This window comes from Yinghuangia aomiensis, assembly GCF_039542225.1.
GTDB lineage: Bacteria > Actinomycetota > Actinomycetes > Streptomycetales > Streptomycetaceae > Yinghuangia > Yinghuangia aomiensis.
This window is the reverse complement of the sequence record NZ_BAABHS010000006.1, coordinates 205,046-219,221: the sequence shown is the minus strand read 5'-3', so window position 1 is coordinate 219,221 and position 14,176 is coordinate 205,046. Positions and strand designations below refer to the sequence as shown.

Here is a 14,176-nt window from a genome sequence, read left to right as displayed (position 1 = left end):
TTACCCTGGGTTGCATCATGAGCCACCCCGCCCCCGCTGCCCCTGCCGTCTTCGCGACGCCCTTCGGCGACTTCGACCTGACCCGGTACCCGGAGGACCCGCGCGATCAGCTGCGGGCGTGGGACGCGGCGGACGGGTACGCGCTGCGTCGGCTCGCCGGTGAGCCGGGGCCGGAGGGCGTCGACGTGCCGGCGGTGGACCTCGGCGGCGAGGTCGTTGTGGTCGGCGACCGGTGGGGGGCTTTGACGACAGCGTTGGCGGCGCATCGTCCGACGCTGGTGACGGACTCGTTCCTGACGGTGGAGGCGACGCGGGCGAACGTGGCGCGCAACGGGTCGCCGTCGGGCGTGCGGGTGGTGACGACGCAGGATCCGGTGCCGGCGCGGATCGACGTCTTGATCGTCCGGGTCCCGAAGAGCCTCGCCCTGCTGGAAGACCAGCTCCACCGCTTGGCGCCTTCGGTGCACGACGACACGGTGATCGTGGGGACGGGGATGGTGACGGAGATCCACACGTCCACCCTGGACTTGTTCTCCCGCATCCTCGGCCCGACCCGGACGACCCTGGCGGAGAAGAAGGCCCGGCTGATCCTGACCACTCCGGATCCCGGTCTGGCTCGGCCGGAGAACCCGTGGCCGCACAGCTACGCCTTGCCCCGGGACGTCGGGGTTGTGTCAGGCCACACGGTGGTCAACAACGCCGGGGTCTTCTGCGCGGAACGGCTTGACATCGGCACGCGGTTCTTCCTCGGGCACTTGCCGGGTCCGGCTGGGCAGCCGACGCGGGTGGTCGACCTGGGCTGCGGCAACGGTGTCGTGGGGACGGCGGTGGCGCTTGCCGACCCGTCGGCGTCGGTGACGTTCGTCGACGAGTCGTATCAGGCGGTGGCGTCCGCGGAGGCGACGTTCCGTATGAACGTCCCTGACGGTGAAGCGGAGTTCGTCGTGGGGGACGCGCTGGAGGGCTTCCCGCCGGGGACGGCCGACGTGGTCCTCAACAACCCTCCGTTCCACAGCCACCAGGCCACCACCGACGCCGTTGCCTGGCGGATGTTCACCGGTGCGCGCCGAGCATTGCGCGCGGGTGGTGAGCTGTGGGTCGTCGGCAACCGGCACTTGGGCTACCACACGAAGCTGAAGCGCATCTTCGGGAACTGCGAAGTGGTCGCCTCGGACCGCAAGTTCGTGGTCCTGCGCGCGGCGAAGGCCGCCCGACGGGCCTGAGCTGAGACCGCGGCACGACCTGCCTGGCCGAACGTTAAAAGACGTGCAACGTGTGAGCTGTATTCTCACCAAGGAGCATCGACAGCGTGCGGCCGTACGGGGAGGCAGGCATGGCCGAGGTGGACTTCGTGAGATCGCGACCGGGTGCGCGGGTCAAGGTTCGGTTCTTGCCGAGCCAGGCGGTGTTTTACACGTCGCCGGTCCGCTGGCATGACTGGGTCGTACGGTTCTGGCTTGCGGTGCTGGCGTCGCTCGCCTTGGCGTGGATCGGCACCCTCGCCTACTTCGCCGGTGCACCCGAAGTGGTGGCCATGGCATGTGCCGTGCCGGGTGGGGTGTGGCTCGTCGGGTTGCTCGTGTACGGAGTGCTCGCGGTCCTGACCAAGATCGTCACCTTGGGCTTCTGCGAGCTGAATCTCGACTGGCTGGCCCGACGGATCGACGGTCGCGCCGCAGTGCAGCCTGCGGGGGCGCTGGCAACCGACGCCGTTGTGGGTGTTGTGTCGCGTCGACGGTTCCGCCGCACGGTCGTTCACGTGCGGACCACGGACCGCGGGTCGGTCGCGTTCACGCGATGGGGGAGCCGGAGGGACGGCCAGGCGCTCGCCAACGGCTTCCAGGGGATGGCGGGGGAGTCCGAAGGCCGGGTTGCCGCCGCTTAGTTGTCGTCGATGGGGCGCACCAGCCACCAGGGGAGGGTGACCAGACTGCCGTCTGTTCGTCGGTAGCCATCACTTGCCGCCGCTCGGCACGCACCGCGGGCACCTGCACGCCGGCCAGGAGAAGACGGACGAGGGCGGGAACCCGTCGTGGGGACGAATGACCCGAACCTGCTTGTCGCGTTGTTGGTTGCCGCCCGCGCCGGGCGTGTAGGTCCGGATGGTCATCCGACTCTCACCGCGCGCCATTTCCAGCCTCCTCCGTGACCGTTCGACTACTGAGCGAACAGGTTGGGAGGTGGATTGGGAACGGTTTTCGACTCCTGGTTCGGACTTCGGGGGTGCTGGGGAATGGTGGCCGAGAAAGACGTTGATCCGAACGAGTCGCTCTGGGCGCTTTTGGCCTTTCACGTGCGACGACTCCGCAAGGAACGAGGTTGGACACAGGAGAAGCTCGCCGAGGAGGCGCACTCCACAAGCTCGACTGTGGGGGCCATCGAGACGCTGGAGCGCAAGCCGAGGCCGGATCTGGTGGCCGCGATCGACAGAGCCCTGAACGCCGGCGGGATGCTGATCGATCTGGCACACCACGCGCGGATTGCTTCGGCTGAGATCCCGAGCTGGTTCGAGACCCTCACGAAGGCTGAGCGAGCGGCCGCGCGCATCCGGACTTTCGAGCCGCAGTCGATCCCGGGACTGCTTCAGTGTGAGCAGTACGCCCGCGCTCAGTTCGCAGCGCTCCGCGACGACGACGACCTGGAATCGCGAGTCGCCGCGCGCATGGCACGCCAAGAGGTGCTCACGCGAGACAGGCCGCTGAAGTTGTGGGCCATCGTGGACGAGGCGGTACTGCTGCGGGTGGCTGCAACCCCCGGTGTGGCGATTCCGCAGCTCACGCACCTGCTTGCTATGGCGGAGCGGCCCAACATCGTGATCGAGATCCTCCCCATCGACTGTGGTGTCCATCCGTGCATGGATGGCGGCTTCGTGCTCCTCACCATGCACAACCGGAGCGAGGCCGTGTACGTCGAGCCAATGGGTGAAGGGCACTTGATCGCCCAGGACGAGGCGATTGACCAATGCGAGCGTCGCTACGATCTGCTTCGCGCAGAGACGTGGTCTCCCGCGCGCTCCATTGCGTATATCCGCGCCCTTCTGGAGAGAAGCAGCACATGACGATTGCATCGGGCAAGTTCATCGCTTGGCGCAAGTCGAGCTACAGCGGCAACCAAGGCGGCAACTGCATCGAGACGGCCGTGCTCTGGCGGAAGTCGAGCTACAGCGGCAACCAGGGTGGCGATTGCGTCGAGACCGCCGTCGTCGACCAGGCCATCGGGGTTCGCGACAGCAAGGACAACCGCCGTGGTCACCTTGCCCTCTCCCCGGCCTCGTGGGCCGCACTGACGGAGGCCATCAAGCGATAGAGCCTCGGACATCCGCGACGGTGCACCGGACCGAGCCGGTCTGATCACGGATCCCGCTGCATGGAGACTCCCCTGGCCTCCGCCGCCCGGTTCGGCTGCCGCCTCTGGACGTGTCCTGGGGGCGTCGGCAGCACGCCCGGCGCGGTGGGCGGGGTGGGCGATTCCGAGGGGGCGCGGCTCATGTGGGACATTCCGCGGGAGGCGGCCGGCGGGAGGCCGAAGCGGATGGCACTGGCTGACTGCCCCGGCTCCGGCCCCGTATGCCCATCCGTGGCGGGTGCGGCGTTCGCGCCGGACACGGCCGACCCCTCCGAGGGCGGCCGCCCGCCGTTGTTCCGGGTGAGCCACGGGTTCGGCCGAGCCGTCTCCGGCCGCGCCTCGTTCACCCGGCCCGCGGCTTCCCGGGCAAGCTGCCCGGGGGATTTGGGGAGACCGGTGTCGCGGTCGACTTCCGTGTCCACGCGGCGCAGCGCCTGACGGAAGCCGGGAGCGGCCGCCGCTATCTCGTCGACGGATCCCAGCGGTTCCGCGACGATGCGCGCCAGCTTCGGGGCCCCGTCCCCCTGGGCATGGAGGTGGCCGCTTCCCTCGACGAACGTTTCCGCGGTGTTCGTCGCGGGATACGTACCGAAGTACTTGGCCACCGAGTGATTGGTGACGAGCTTGATGTCCGGATGCCGCTTGACGAGATCCTTCGCGGTCTTCGTGTAGGAGGCGACCTTCGCCACCGCCGCGCTGGGGTTGTTGGGGACGCCCCGCGCGGGCTGCTTGCCCTTCAGCAGGTCGGGCAGGCCGCCGTAGTGGTCGTAGCGGAGATGCTCCAACTCGTGAAAGACCAGGATCGGCGTGGCGAGTTCCGGGTCGCGGCGCAGCTGACCGGTGTCCTCGCCGAGCGCCCAAAACCTCTCCAGTTCACCGCGTCGCCCGGCCCCGAAAAGGTCGGCGTTGAACGCGACCGTCTGCAACCCGGGGTTCGCGACCGCCGCGTAGGTGACGTCTCCCCTGGCCGGGATCCGCTGGACCGACAGCGCCTGGGCCGGGACCTCGGGGTGCAGCCGGAACCAGTGGACCGCACTGAGCGCCAGACGCTTCATCTCGAAGGGATCGCCGTCCACGAGGATGAAGTCCGTGTTACGGCCGGTTGCCTTCCGGACCTCTTCCCTGGCCAGTTCCCTGGTCTGGTCCACGTCGGTTGCCGCGATCAGCCGGTTGACGAACGGCTCGTCCGGGGCGACTCCGCGACGCATCTGGGAACTGGGGGGCACTTGATCACGTTTTCACCCCGCCATCCCTGGGGCAAGTTCGAGACCGTGTAACCAACGTCCTGGTCCGGTTGTCGAGGTCTCGGTGTGATCGGGATGTCCGCGCCAGGGGTTCCCGCGCACAGCGGCACTTGGTCAGATGCGGTCCCACACTTCCGGCGGCAGTGTGTGCCCGGCACAGATCCGTCGGACGGCGGCCGCGGAAGCGGGGCTGACGGTGGCAATCGGCGTGGTTCTGGGACTGGTGGCCACCGCGTTGACCTTGCTGCCGTTGTGGACGGCGCTGGTGCTGTTGACCGGGGTGGTCCTGGTGCTGATGCCGTGGGCGACCATCGGTGTGGTGGCGGGGGTGGGCGCTGTCGTCGCCGTCCCGGCCGCAGTCGTGGCGGCGCAGCGCGCGATTGCGGGACCTGGAGGCGACTGAGATCGGGCTCGGGCGGGGGTAGGACGTGTGCTTCTCCTTCCCCGCCATCCGACCAACTCCATGGCTCAGGCTTCGCCGCCTGGCCATCCCCCCGCCGCGGGCACCTGCACCATCGTCAGTTCGCCGTCGCCCAAGTGCAGGACGCCGCGGCCCGGGTGGATCGGTTGGCCGACGAAGGCGCGCGGCAAGCGGACACCCACCAAATCGCCGTCGGCGTTGTTCTGCGGGGACAGCAACAACCCCCGCCGGGTCTTCTTCGCCTCCACCTGCCAGCCCGTGAAGCCGGCGCAGATGTCGTCGGCGTCCCCGGCCAGCACCAGGGCCAGGTCGGGGCGGAGTTGGCGGCGGATCAGGGCCGTCAGCCGCTCCGCGGCGTCGCAGGTGCGGAGGAGTTCGGCGTCGTCGACGAGGACCGCGCCGGGGCCCGAGAGCTTGTCGATGGCGGCGGTGAACTCGTCGCGCGGGACGTCGGGGCCCGTGAAGACCGCAAGGACGCCCGGCAGGTCGGCCAGCGAGCGCAGCGGCGAGGTGCGCGGCGCCAGCACGATCAGCTCCGTGCCGGCGGACAGGAACCCACGGGCGATCGTCAGCAACGTCGTGCTGCGCCCTGACAGGGGCGGGCCCGCGATGACGAATGCGGGCGTGGCGGACGCCAGATCCGGGCCCAGCACCGACAACGTGTCCCCGCCGACGCCGACCATCGCCCACAGCGGGCTCGCGGCGGCCGCCACGCCCCCGCCCCGCGAGCGCAGCGCCACCGCGGGGCCGTACTCGATCCGGCTCGGGAGCACGTCCACGCCGAACGGGCGTCGGGAGCGCGGCACCGAGGCATCGCGGGCCGCCGCGGATGCCCCGATCGCCCGTAGGTCGGCGGCCTGTGCCTGACCTGCCGGGTCCGGACCCAGCAGCGCCACCTGCAGCTCCACCGCGCCGATGCGGTACGCCCGACCCGGCGGCAACGCATCCGGCGCCTTGCGCGTCATCAACCCCACCAACCCGTAGTCGTTCTTGTCGCTCAACTGGAATGCCAGGCGGTTCTCGGTGATTGTCGAGATCCGGCCGGTCAGCAGCGTCCGGTCGCCGCTCACCACGACGTGGACGCCGACGCTCGCGCCCTCGCGCATCAACTGCAGGATGGTGTCGGTGTGTTCGCCGTGGTTGAGATCGCCGATGCTCGTCGTGAAGCCCTCCCAGCGGTCCAGCAGCAGGAGGATGTGCGGCAACCGATCCTCCGCAGCCGCGTGTGCGCGCTGCTCGGCGATGTCGGTGAAACCGCGTTCGCCGAGCAGCGCCATCCGCCGCTTCACCTCGTCGGTGATCTTGCCGAGCAGCCGTACCGCGCGTTCCGTGTCGGTCGAGCGCACCACCGCGCCGCAGTGCGGCAGGGCCTCCAACGCCAGCAGCGCGCCGTTGCCGCAGTCGATGCCGTACAAGTGGACATCGGCGCAGGAGTTCGCCAGCGCGACCGATCCGGCGATGGTGCGGAGGAGTTGTGAGCGTCCACTCCTCGGTGCGCCGGCCGCGATCAGGTGGCCGAAGCTGGTGAAGTCGATCGCGCGGACGTAGCGCGCCTGCTCGGTCGGCACGTCTTCCAGGGCGTAGGGAGCCGGACGCAGCGTGTCCGCAAAGGGACCGTCGTACGGGCGGAGTTCGCCGACGGTCAGCACCGAAGGCAGCGGCGGTGCCCACGGGCTGTGCTGCGCCGGAATGCCCAGCCGGTCGTTCGCCTCTCGGACCGCGTCGACGAGGACCGCCAGGTCGGTCAGCAGGTCGTCGCTCTCCGCCGCCGCACCGCGCGGCGGTGGCGGTGGCGGTGCGCCGAGTGACGACCACGGGATGTCGACGACCCGGGGCCGCGGGATCTCCGAATCCCCGGCCGCACCCGGCCGTCGGCCGCCGACGCGGGCGGACTGGAAGGGGAGCAGCGAGGTGGCGCCCAGGCGGACGAAGGCCCGGCCCGGCGTGGACTTCGAGATCCGTCCGGCGTCCGGTGCGTCGATGACGTCGGCGCTCTCCGCCGTGTCGGTGACCCGCAGCGCGATCCGCAGGTTCGTGTTCGCGCGGATCTCGCCCGATACCGCGCCGCTCGGGCGCTGGGTGGCGAGGATCAGGTGGATGCCGAGCGACCGGCCCCGGCGGGCGATGTTGACCAGCGCGGTGACGTACTCGCCCATCTGCGCGACCATCTCGGCGAACTCGTCGATGACGATGAGCAGCCGGGGGAGCGGCTGCAGCGCGGGGTTGGTGCGCATCGCGACCTGGTAGTCCTCCAGATCCTTGGTGTCGGCGGCCGCGAGGATGTGTTCGCGGCGCCGGAGTTCCGCGGCCAGGGACTCCAATGCGCGCTCGACGAGCCGGGCTTCGAGGTCGGTGACCATCCCGACGGTGTGCGGGAGGCGGGCGCAGTCCTTGAACGCGGCGCCGCCTTTGAAGTCGACGAGGGCGAAGGTCATGGCGTCGGGGCGGTTGGCGACGGCCAGCGACGCGACGATGGTCTGGAGCAGCTCCGACTTGCCGGAGCCGGTGGTGCCGGCGACCAGGCCGTGCGGGCCGTCGCGGACCAGGTCGACGCCGAAGGCGCCGTCGAAGGACTCGCCGACGATCGCCACCGTCGAGCGGCCGCCCATCGCCCACCGCGCCGCGATGACGTCGCCGGTCGGCGGTTCCAGTTCGAGGACGTCCAACAGCCTGGACGCGTCCGGGAGTCCGGCGGCTTCGTCCTGCTTCGCGTCGCGGATCGGGGCGAGGGCGCGCGCCACCGACGTGCACCACGCGGCGGAGACCGCGTCCGGGCGGACGCCGTCGGCCGCGGCGGCACCGGCGCGGGTGACGCGCAGGGTGCCGTACCAGTCCTCCTCGGCGACCGCGCCGCACTCCTGGGGCAGGAGCCGCCGGTCGGCGTCGAGGCACACGGCGAACAAGCCCACCCCGGGCCCGTCGCGCAGCAGTCGGGTGATGCCGGGGACGGTGCGCAGGCGGCGCGAGCCGTCCATCACGATCAGGAAGTCGGGGTCTGCCGACGGTGCTCCGTCGGCGCGGTCGCGGAACGCCGTCTGCCGGGCCGTCAGCACGGCCAGCAACTCCGCGATCCGCCGTCCTACCGAATCGGCGTCGGTGCCGACGAGGGCGACCGTCTGGCCGTCGTTCTCCGGGCGCGTGTGCGGCAGCCACCGCACCCAGTCCCAGTCCGCGGCACCAGCCTGCTCGGACAGCACGCAGATCCGCAGCTCGGCCGGGCTGTGCAGCACCGCCGCCTGCGCGACCAGCCACCGCCCCACCGCCCGCGGCAGCGCGCCGCTGCCCGCGACGCCGAGTACTCCGACGTCCGGCAGCGGCACCGCCACCGGAACGTCCGTGAGCTTGCGCGGATCCGTGCGCCGGTGCTCCTCGCGCCGCGGGTCCGTCACCTCCACCTCGGACGGCACGGCGCCGGTGCCGACCCGCAGCAGCAAGCGGTCGGGGTCGGTGCGCCGCCGTTCCCACAGCCGCTGCCGGGGGCCGGTGGCGATCAGTGCGGCCTTCGCCGGGTCCGGGCAGGCCGCCCTGCATTGCAGGGTCTCCAGCGTGATCGCGTGCTCGACCTGCTCCTCGATCGACGCCTTGCGCTGCCGATAGCGGGCCAGCCGGGAACGGAACGAACGTCGGCCGTGGTGCTTGTTGGTCAGATACATCCCGGCCATGGAGAGAGGGCTGAGCACGGCCAGGTAGAGCATGCGCGTGGTGTGCATGAGGTACGCCATCGCCAGCGCGCCCACCAGCGGGCTCAGCATCATCAGCCACGGCAGCGGCGCCGACTCGTGCTGCTCGGGCCGCGTCGGGATCTGGAACTTGCGCCGTCGGGGCAGGGGTTGCACCCGTGGCGGGCGGTTGAAGTCCAGGCCCGCGCCGTCGTCGGCCGGGCGCAGGGCGGTGTCGGGGAACGACGGCACCGCGCGCTCGAACAGGGTCAGTCCGCAGGCCAGGACGCTTCGCAGCGGCCATTCCCGTTCCCCGTCCAGGAGTTCGCCGTCGAGGTGCACCTCGGCACCGTCGAGCGGACGTACCGTCACGGCGCCGTCCACCGCCACGTCCACCTCGGCGGCTTCGGCCGGCAGCGTCGGGTCGGCGACCCGGACCCAGGCGTCCGTGCCGGAGCCCAGGACGGCGGTGCTCGGGCCGAGGCGGTGGACGCCGCCCGCGTCGGGGCCGCCGACGACGTGGATCTCGACACCGGCCTGGTCCGGCGACGCGGCGGAGCCGGATGCGCCGACGGCCACCACCACCCCGTCGCGCAACGGCGATTCGCTTACCGACTGTCCGGCGTCCAGGCGATGCCCCGCGACGAACAGGTCCGGAGGACCGTACGGCGGCACCGGAACGCCCGCGTAGCCCGCGAGTTCGACGGCCAGCGCCCCGACCGGCGTCTCCGCCGCAACCTCCACCAACACATCGCCCAGCACGTCACCCAGCGCGCTGCCCGCCCCGCCCCCGTGCGGCGCCGCGATGCCGACCCGGAATTCCATGCCGCTCCCGCATTCCCGGCCCGCGCCCGGAAACGCGGCGCGGAGATGGACATATCGGGGATCCGGCAACGGGACCGCGGCGGTGCCGCTTATCGTGGTCACGGTCGGAATCCCCAGCACTGCGTGAAAGGGTATAACGATGGCCGACTTGTATCTGAAGACGACCGAACTCAAGCTGATGTCACTGCGGCTCGAAGCCATCGCCACGAACCTCAACGGCACCCGGCACGACATCGACCTGGCCCGCGGCTACCTCGGATCCGGGGAGCTGGCAGGGGCGTTGGACCACTTCGTGAGCGGCTGGCGGGACGGCCGCAAGCGCATCGTCGAGTCGACCGGCGCGCTTGCCAAAATGGCCTCGGATACCGTCGAGAATTTCATCGCCACGGACGCCGCACTGAAGAACCACATCACCACGCAGACTTATTCACCTTGATATTCCCTGTTGTTCACCTCGGTGAATCCGGTTGCTTCCCCGGCGTGCGTTAGGAATCTTCCAGGCGGGATCCACGGGGGCGCGGGGAGGCGGGGCAGGTGCGGAGCACGGGCACAGGCGCGCCTGTCGGAGTGTCGATCCGCGTGCCGGACAGCTGGTACGAGTTCGACATCCATCCGGCCGGCCGCGACGACAACATCCGCAAAGCGGTCAACAAGCGCGTCCGCGCGTACCCGGAACTGGCCCCGTACCGGCCGATGCTGCTCCGGATCCTGCGGCAGAGCGCGCGCGACGCGTGGGACTCCGGTGCGGTCTACTGCGGCTGCTACGCGGACGCGCTCGACGCCGAAACCCCGGTGACCGCAGGCCTGACCATGGCGGTGGTCGACACCCGTCGGGACGACGGGTCCCCCCTCGACACCGACCCGCAGGCGATGGCCAAACGGTTCCCCGCCAAGCAGGCACAGCACGCGGACGACACCTGGCAACGCGTCTCGGTCCTCGAACTCGTGGACGCCGGAACGGCGGTGCGCACCGAAGGCGTCGAGGACCTGCCGGTCCCGGGGACCCGCCGGTCCGCCCGCATGATCACCATGCAGACGTTCGTCCGCGTGCCCGGCAGCCCGGACCGGGTCGCCGTCGTCACCGCCACGAGCCCCAACCTGCCGCTCCAGGACCCCTTCCTGGAGCTGTTCGACGCGATCAGCGCCACCTTCTGCTTCACGTACGCCTAGGCCGTACCCGGTCGCAGCGAACCACCGTACCCAGAGAGGAAGTTCCCCCATGGCCGGAAACCTCAGCGTCACATACGACGACATGCGCAAGGCCGCCGACGACCTGAAGGACGGCCACGCCGACATCATCGACAAGCTCACCGTTCTTCAGACGCTCATCAAGACGCTGGTCAACGGCGGCTACGTCACCGACAAGTCCAGCAAGCAATTCGAGACCTCCTACGAGGAGTTCAATCGCGGCGCGAGCCAGACCATCGCGGGTCTCGAAGGCATGAGCGGCTACCTCAAGAAGGCCGCCGAGACGTTCGAGAACACCGACATGCAGCTCAGCCAGGGCCTCAACGGCTGACACCCCTTCCCCGGAGCACGTCGGCAGGCAAGCCGGCAGGCATGTCGGCAAGCCAGCCGGAACGCAAGTCGGTGAGCAAGGAGCAGTACCCACCCGCGCCGCCCGGCCGATCGGCCCGGGCGGCGCGCCGGTGTGCCCGGCCACACGACGACCACGAGGGGAGACCATGGGCCGCAACACGGACTTCCGGGTCTTCGGCATCCACGACGACCCGGTGCCCGGCGATCCGGACGAGGTCAAGAAGCTCGCCCAGGCGTTCGCGCAGTACGCCGACCGCGCCGCGAACGCCCGTACACAGGTGGACAAGAACAGCCGCGATTCGGAGATCGCGCAGATGATCGGGCGCACCGCCACCGCCATCCGGCGGCATACCGAGGACATGGTGCCCGATCTCGACAAGATGGAGGCGTCCTACCGCAAGGCCGCCGACGCGCTGTCCGTCTACCATCCGCTGCTGCGCGACGCGCAGAACAAGGCCGAGACGGCCCGCCAGAAGGGCGAGAGCGCGAACACCGCCCGAACGTCCGCGGGCACGTGGAAGTCCCAGGCGGCAAGCCATCAGCAGACCGCGCAGACCGAGGTCGACCGCCAGACCAACTACGTCAAGCTGGGCCTGCCCGCCCCCACCCCGGCCGAGATCACCGCGGCCGCCAAGCGCCTGCGGGACGCCAACGACGACGTCACCAACGCGGGCAACGCCGTCACCAAGGCCAACGACGACTTCAGCGCCGCCCAGACCCTCCTCAAGGACGCCCAGAGCATCCGCGACCAGGCCGGGTCGGCGGCCGCCCGCGCGCTCAAGGACGCGTCCAAAGCGGGTATCCACAACAAGAGTTGGTTCGGCCGCATGGTCGACTCGTTCTACGAGAACGTGGTGCCCTGGCTGAAGATCGGCATTGCGATCCTCAGCGTGGTGGCGCTCTTCGTCGGAGGGCCGCTCACCTGGATCCTGCTCGGCGCCGCGCTCCTCGTGGCCGCGTCCACCATCTACGAAGCCACCCAAGGCCGCGCCACGATGGGCGACGTCTTCATGTCATTACTGGACGTCATCCCCGGCATCAAACAGCTCAAGACCGCGGTATCCCTCGCCAAGTTCGCCCAACGTGCCAACACCGCGAGCAAGTTCGTGCGCGCGGCCAACAAGTTCAAGTCCTTGGCCGCCGGTGCCGGAACCCGGCTCAACCGGGTCGGCGACTGGATGAAGGACACCAAGCTGGCCCGCGGCTTCAAGGGCGAGTGGAAGAACGCCCCCGCGCCGACCCGGTGGGGCAAGGCCAAAGTCGGTGTCACCAAGTACGGCCTCCAGTACGCCGCCAACTTCGGCACCAAGTACGCCACCACGCTCAGCGCCCAGTACCTCAGCGGCGAGGACGTCACGCTGATCCAGTCCGGCGCGTTGATCAACGCGGCGGCCGGTGCGTTCGTCAGCGTCGGCGGCAAGGGCGCGGGCGAAGCACTGCGCGACCGCCTCAAGTTCGGCAAGAGGATCCCGGACGGCAACGGCGGCACCACGCGCGACGCGAGCACCAAGGCGCAGCAGCGCGGTGCCACGGATGCGGAGAAGGCGAAGTACCCCGCGAAGCAGGACGCTGCCAACGAACGCGCCGCCGACCACCGCGCCAACGAGAACGTGCCGAAGGCCCGCACCAACGCCGCGCAGGAGCGCGCCGACGCCACTGCCAAGCAGACCGCCGCCGACCACGCCAAGACCGAGGCCTCCACCGCCCACGACACCGCCAAGGCGCACAGCGACGAGGCGCGTACCCACCAGACCAAGGCCGACGAAGCCGGACAGCGCGCGCAGGCCCACGAAGACCAGCGTGCCGCGTCCCAGAAGACCGCGGACGACGCCCGCACAGAGGCCGGGCAGCACCGCGCCGACGCCAACCAGCACACCTCCGAAGGCAATCGGCACACCACCGTGGCCAAGCAGCACACCGACGACGCCCAAGCCCACGGCAATGCCGCCGCGAAGTCCGACCAGGACGCGGCGACCGCCCACGCCAAAGGCAACGCCGAGGAATCCACCGCCGACGGCCACCGCACCGCCGCGCGCGACCACGAGCAGAACGCCGCCGCCCACGACGCCAAGGCCCGAGAACACGAGACCAAGGCGCAGCAAGACCCCGCCAACGCCAAACAGCACCAGGACGCCGCCGCCCGGGAACGCGCCGCGGCCACGCACGAACGCAACGAAGCCACCCAGCAGCACACCAAGGCCGACGAAGCCGAGACCCGCGCCACCCAGGCCCACGACCGAGCCCAAGCTCACGAACGCGACGCGAACACCTCCCGCGACGCCCAGCAGAAATCCCACGACCAAGCCGCCGAATCACACCGCAACGCCGACACCTCCCACAAGGAGGCCGACGCCGCCGGGAAGAAGGCCGACGCCGCCGACGCCCGCGCCACCCACGCACAGGACGAAGCCAACACCGCGCAAGGCCACCGCGACACCGAGCAGGCCGCCGCCCACACGGCCCAGACCAAGGCCGACACGGAACGCACCGCGGCCGAGAATGCGCAGACCAAAGCCCACGAACTCGACCAGAAGGCCGCCCAAGCCCAGACCGACGCCCACAAGGCCGCCGACGCCGCCGACAAGGCCGAGCACCGCGCCGAGGTCAAGGCCGGTCAGCAGGAGGCCCGCGCCCAGGAAGCCGAAGCCCGCGCCAAGGAGCACGGCAACCGGGCCCAAGGCCTCGACGCCGACGGGGGCTACCGCTACACCAGCCACACCGCCAAGTTCCTCGACACCACAGCCGACACGATCGCGTCCAAACGCCACTGGTACACCGGCGGCCTCAACAGCATGGCGTCCAGCCTCGTCGGCAAGACCGCCGAGGACCTCTACAAGGTGAACGTCGAGCACAAGCAGATGGGCGCCATGGACTGGGCCGTCGACCTCGGCCTCAGCGGCAGCACCGGCTTCGCGGGCGGCGCGAGCCAGCAGATGGCCACCAAATGGGCCGGGCAGTCCGGCCTGCTCAACAACCTCGACCAGCCCGGGCACCTGTTCGCCCACCGGCCCAAGCCCGGCTGGCAGGACGAACGGATCATCGAGATCACCACCAAGCGGGTGGCCAAGATGATCCCCGAGGCCGGGGACACCGTCGACTCGGCCATGCCGTGGGGCGTGGCCCACCCGACGATGCCCTGAGCA

The 14,176-nt window shown here is 70.3% G+C and carries 11 protein-coding genes; 9 read left to right on the top strand and 2 right to left on the bottom strand.

Going from position 1 to position 14,176, the window contains the following annotated elements; translation table 11 throughout:
• Window positions 1-17: 17 nt before the first annotated feature.
• The 4 genes from ABEA93_RS10450 to ABEA93_RS10435 all read left to right on the top strand — a co-directional run bounded on the left by ABEA93_RS10450 (window position 18) and on the right by ABEA93_RS10435 (window position 3,306).
• Window positions 18-1,223, top strand: a complete 1,206-nt coding sequence (locus tag ABEA93_RS10450) for a methyltransferase (protein ID WP_345675107.1) — start codon at window positions 18-20, stop codon at window positions 1,221-1,223.
• A gap of 110 nt (window positions 1,224-1,333) precedes the next feature.
• Entirely contained in the window at window positions 1,334-1,885 is a 552-nt protein-coding gene (locus tag ABEA93_RS10445) for a hypothetical protein (RefSeq protein ID WP_345675106.1), read from the top strand.
• 348 nt (window positions 1,886-2,233) lie between these two features.
• Window positions 2,234-3,058 carry a helix-turn-helix domain-containing protein gene (locus ABEA93_RS10440; protein WP_345675105.1) on the top strand — a complete coding sequence of 275 codons (825 nt, stop codon included), beginning with the start codon at window positions 2,234-2,236 and terminating at the stop codon, window positions 3,056-3,058.
• Window positions 3,055-3,306, top strand: coding sequence for a DUF397 domain-containing protein (locus ABEA93_RS10435; protein ID WP_345675104.1), 252 nt, complete (start codon window positions 3,055-3,057; stop codon window positions 3,304-3,306). The genes ABEA93_RS10440 and ABEA93_RS10435 overlap by 4 nt, the downstream gene beginning before the upstream one ends.
• A 44-nt stretch (window positions 3,307-3,350) precedes the next feature.
• Here the strand turns inward: ABEA93_RS10435 and ABEA93_RS10430 are convergent, their stop codons facing one another.
• Window positions 3,351-4,553: a hypothetical protein gene (locus ABEA93_RS10430; protein WP_345675103.1), complete on the bottom strand. Its 1,203-nt coding sequence runs from the start codon at window positions 4,551-4,553 to the stop codon at window positions 3,351-3,353.
• A gap of 244 nt (window positions 4,554-4,797) precedes the next feature.
• Here ABEA93_RS10430 and ABEA93_RS10425 point away from each other — a divergent pair, with 244 nt between their 5' ends.
• Window positions 4,798-4,992, top strand: a complete 195-nt coding sequence (locus ABEA93_RS10425; RefSeq protein WP_345675102.1) for a hypothetical protein — start codon at window positions 4,798-4,800, stop codon at window positions 4,990-4,992.
• 65 nt (window positions 4,993-5,057) lie between these two features.
• Here the strand turns inward: ABEA93_RS10425 and ABEA93_RS10420 are convergent, their stop codons facing one another.
• On the bottom strand, window positions 5,058-9,494 hold the full coding sequence (locus tag ABEA93_RS10420; RefSeq protein WP_345675101.1) for a type VII secretion EssC family protein: 4,437 nt from the start codon (window positions 9,492-9,494) through the stop codon (window positions 5,058-5,060).
• A 139-nt stretch (window positions 9,495-9,633) separates the two neighbouring features.
• On the opposite strand from ABEA93_RS10420, the gene ABEA93_RS10415 reads away from it, so the two are divergent.
• The 4 genes from ABEA93_RS10415 to ABEA93_RS10400 all read left to right on the top strand — a co-directional run bounded on the left by ABEA93_RS10415 (window position 9,634) and on the right by ABEA93_RS10400 (window position 14,173).
• The gene (locus ABEA93_RS10415; RefSeq protein WP_345675100.1) at window positions 9,634-9,930 is read left to right on the top strand and encodes a hypothetical protein; all 297 of its coding nucleotides are present in this window, start codon (window positions 9,634-9,636) and stop codon (window positions 9,928-9,930) included.
• A 131-nt stretch (window positions 9,931-10,061) separates the two neighbouring features.
• On the top strand, window positions 10,062-10,664 hold the full coding sequence (locus tag ABEA93_RS10410) for a hypothetical protein (protein WP_345675099.1): 603 nt from the start codon (window positions 10,062-10,064) through the stop codon (window positions 10,662-10,664).
• A 49-nt stretch (window positions 10,665-10,713) separates the two neighbouring features.
• The gene (locus ABEA93_RS10405; RefSeq protein ID WP_345675098.1) at window positions 10,714-11,013 is read left to right on the top strand and encodes a WXG100 family type VII secretion target; all 300 of its coding nucleotides are present in this window, start codon (window positions 10,714-10,716) and stop codon (window positions 11,011-11,013) included.
• Between the two features lie 166 nt (window positions 11,014-11,179).
• Window positions 11,180-14,173 carry a hypothetical protein gene (locus ABEA93_RS10400; protein ID WP_345675097.1) on the top strand — a complete coding sequence of 998 codons (2,994 nt, stop codon included), beginning with the start codon at window positions 11,180-11,182 and terminating at the stop codon, window positions 14,171-14,173.
• The last annotated feature ends 3 nt before the right edge of the window (window positions 14,174-14,176 follow it).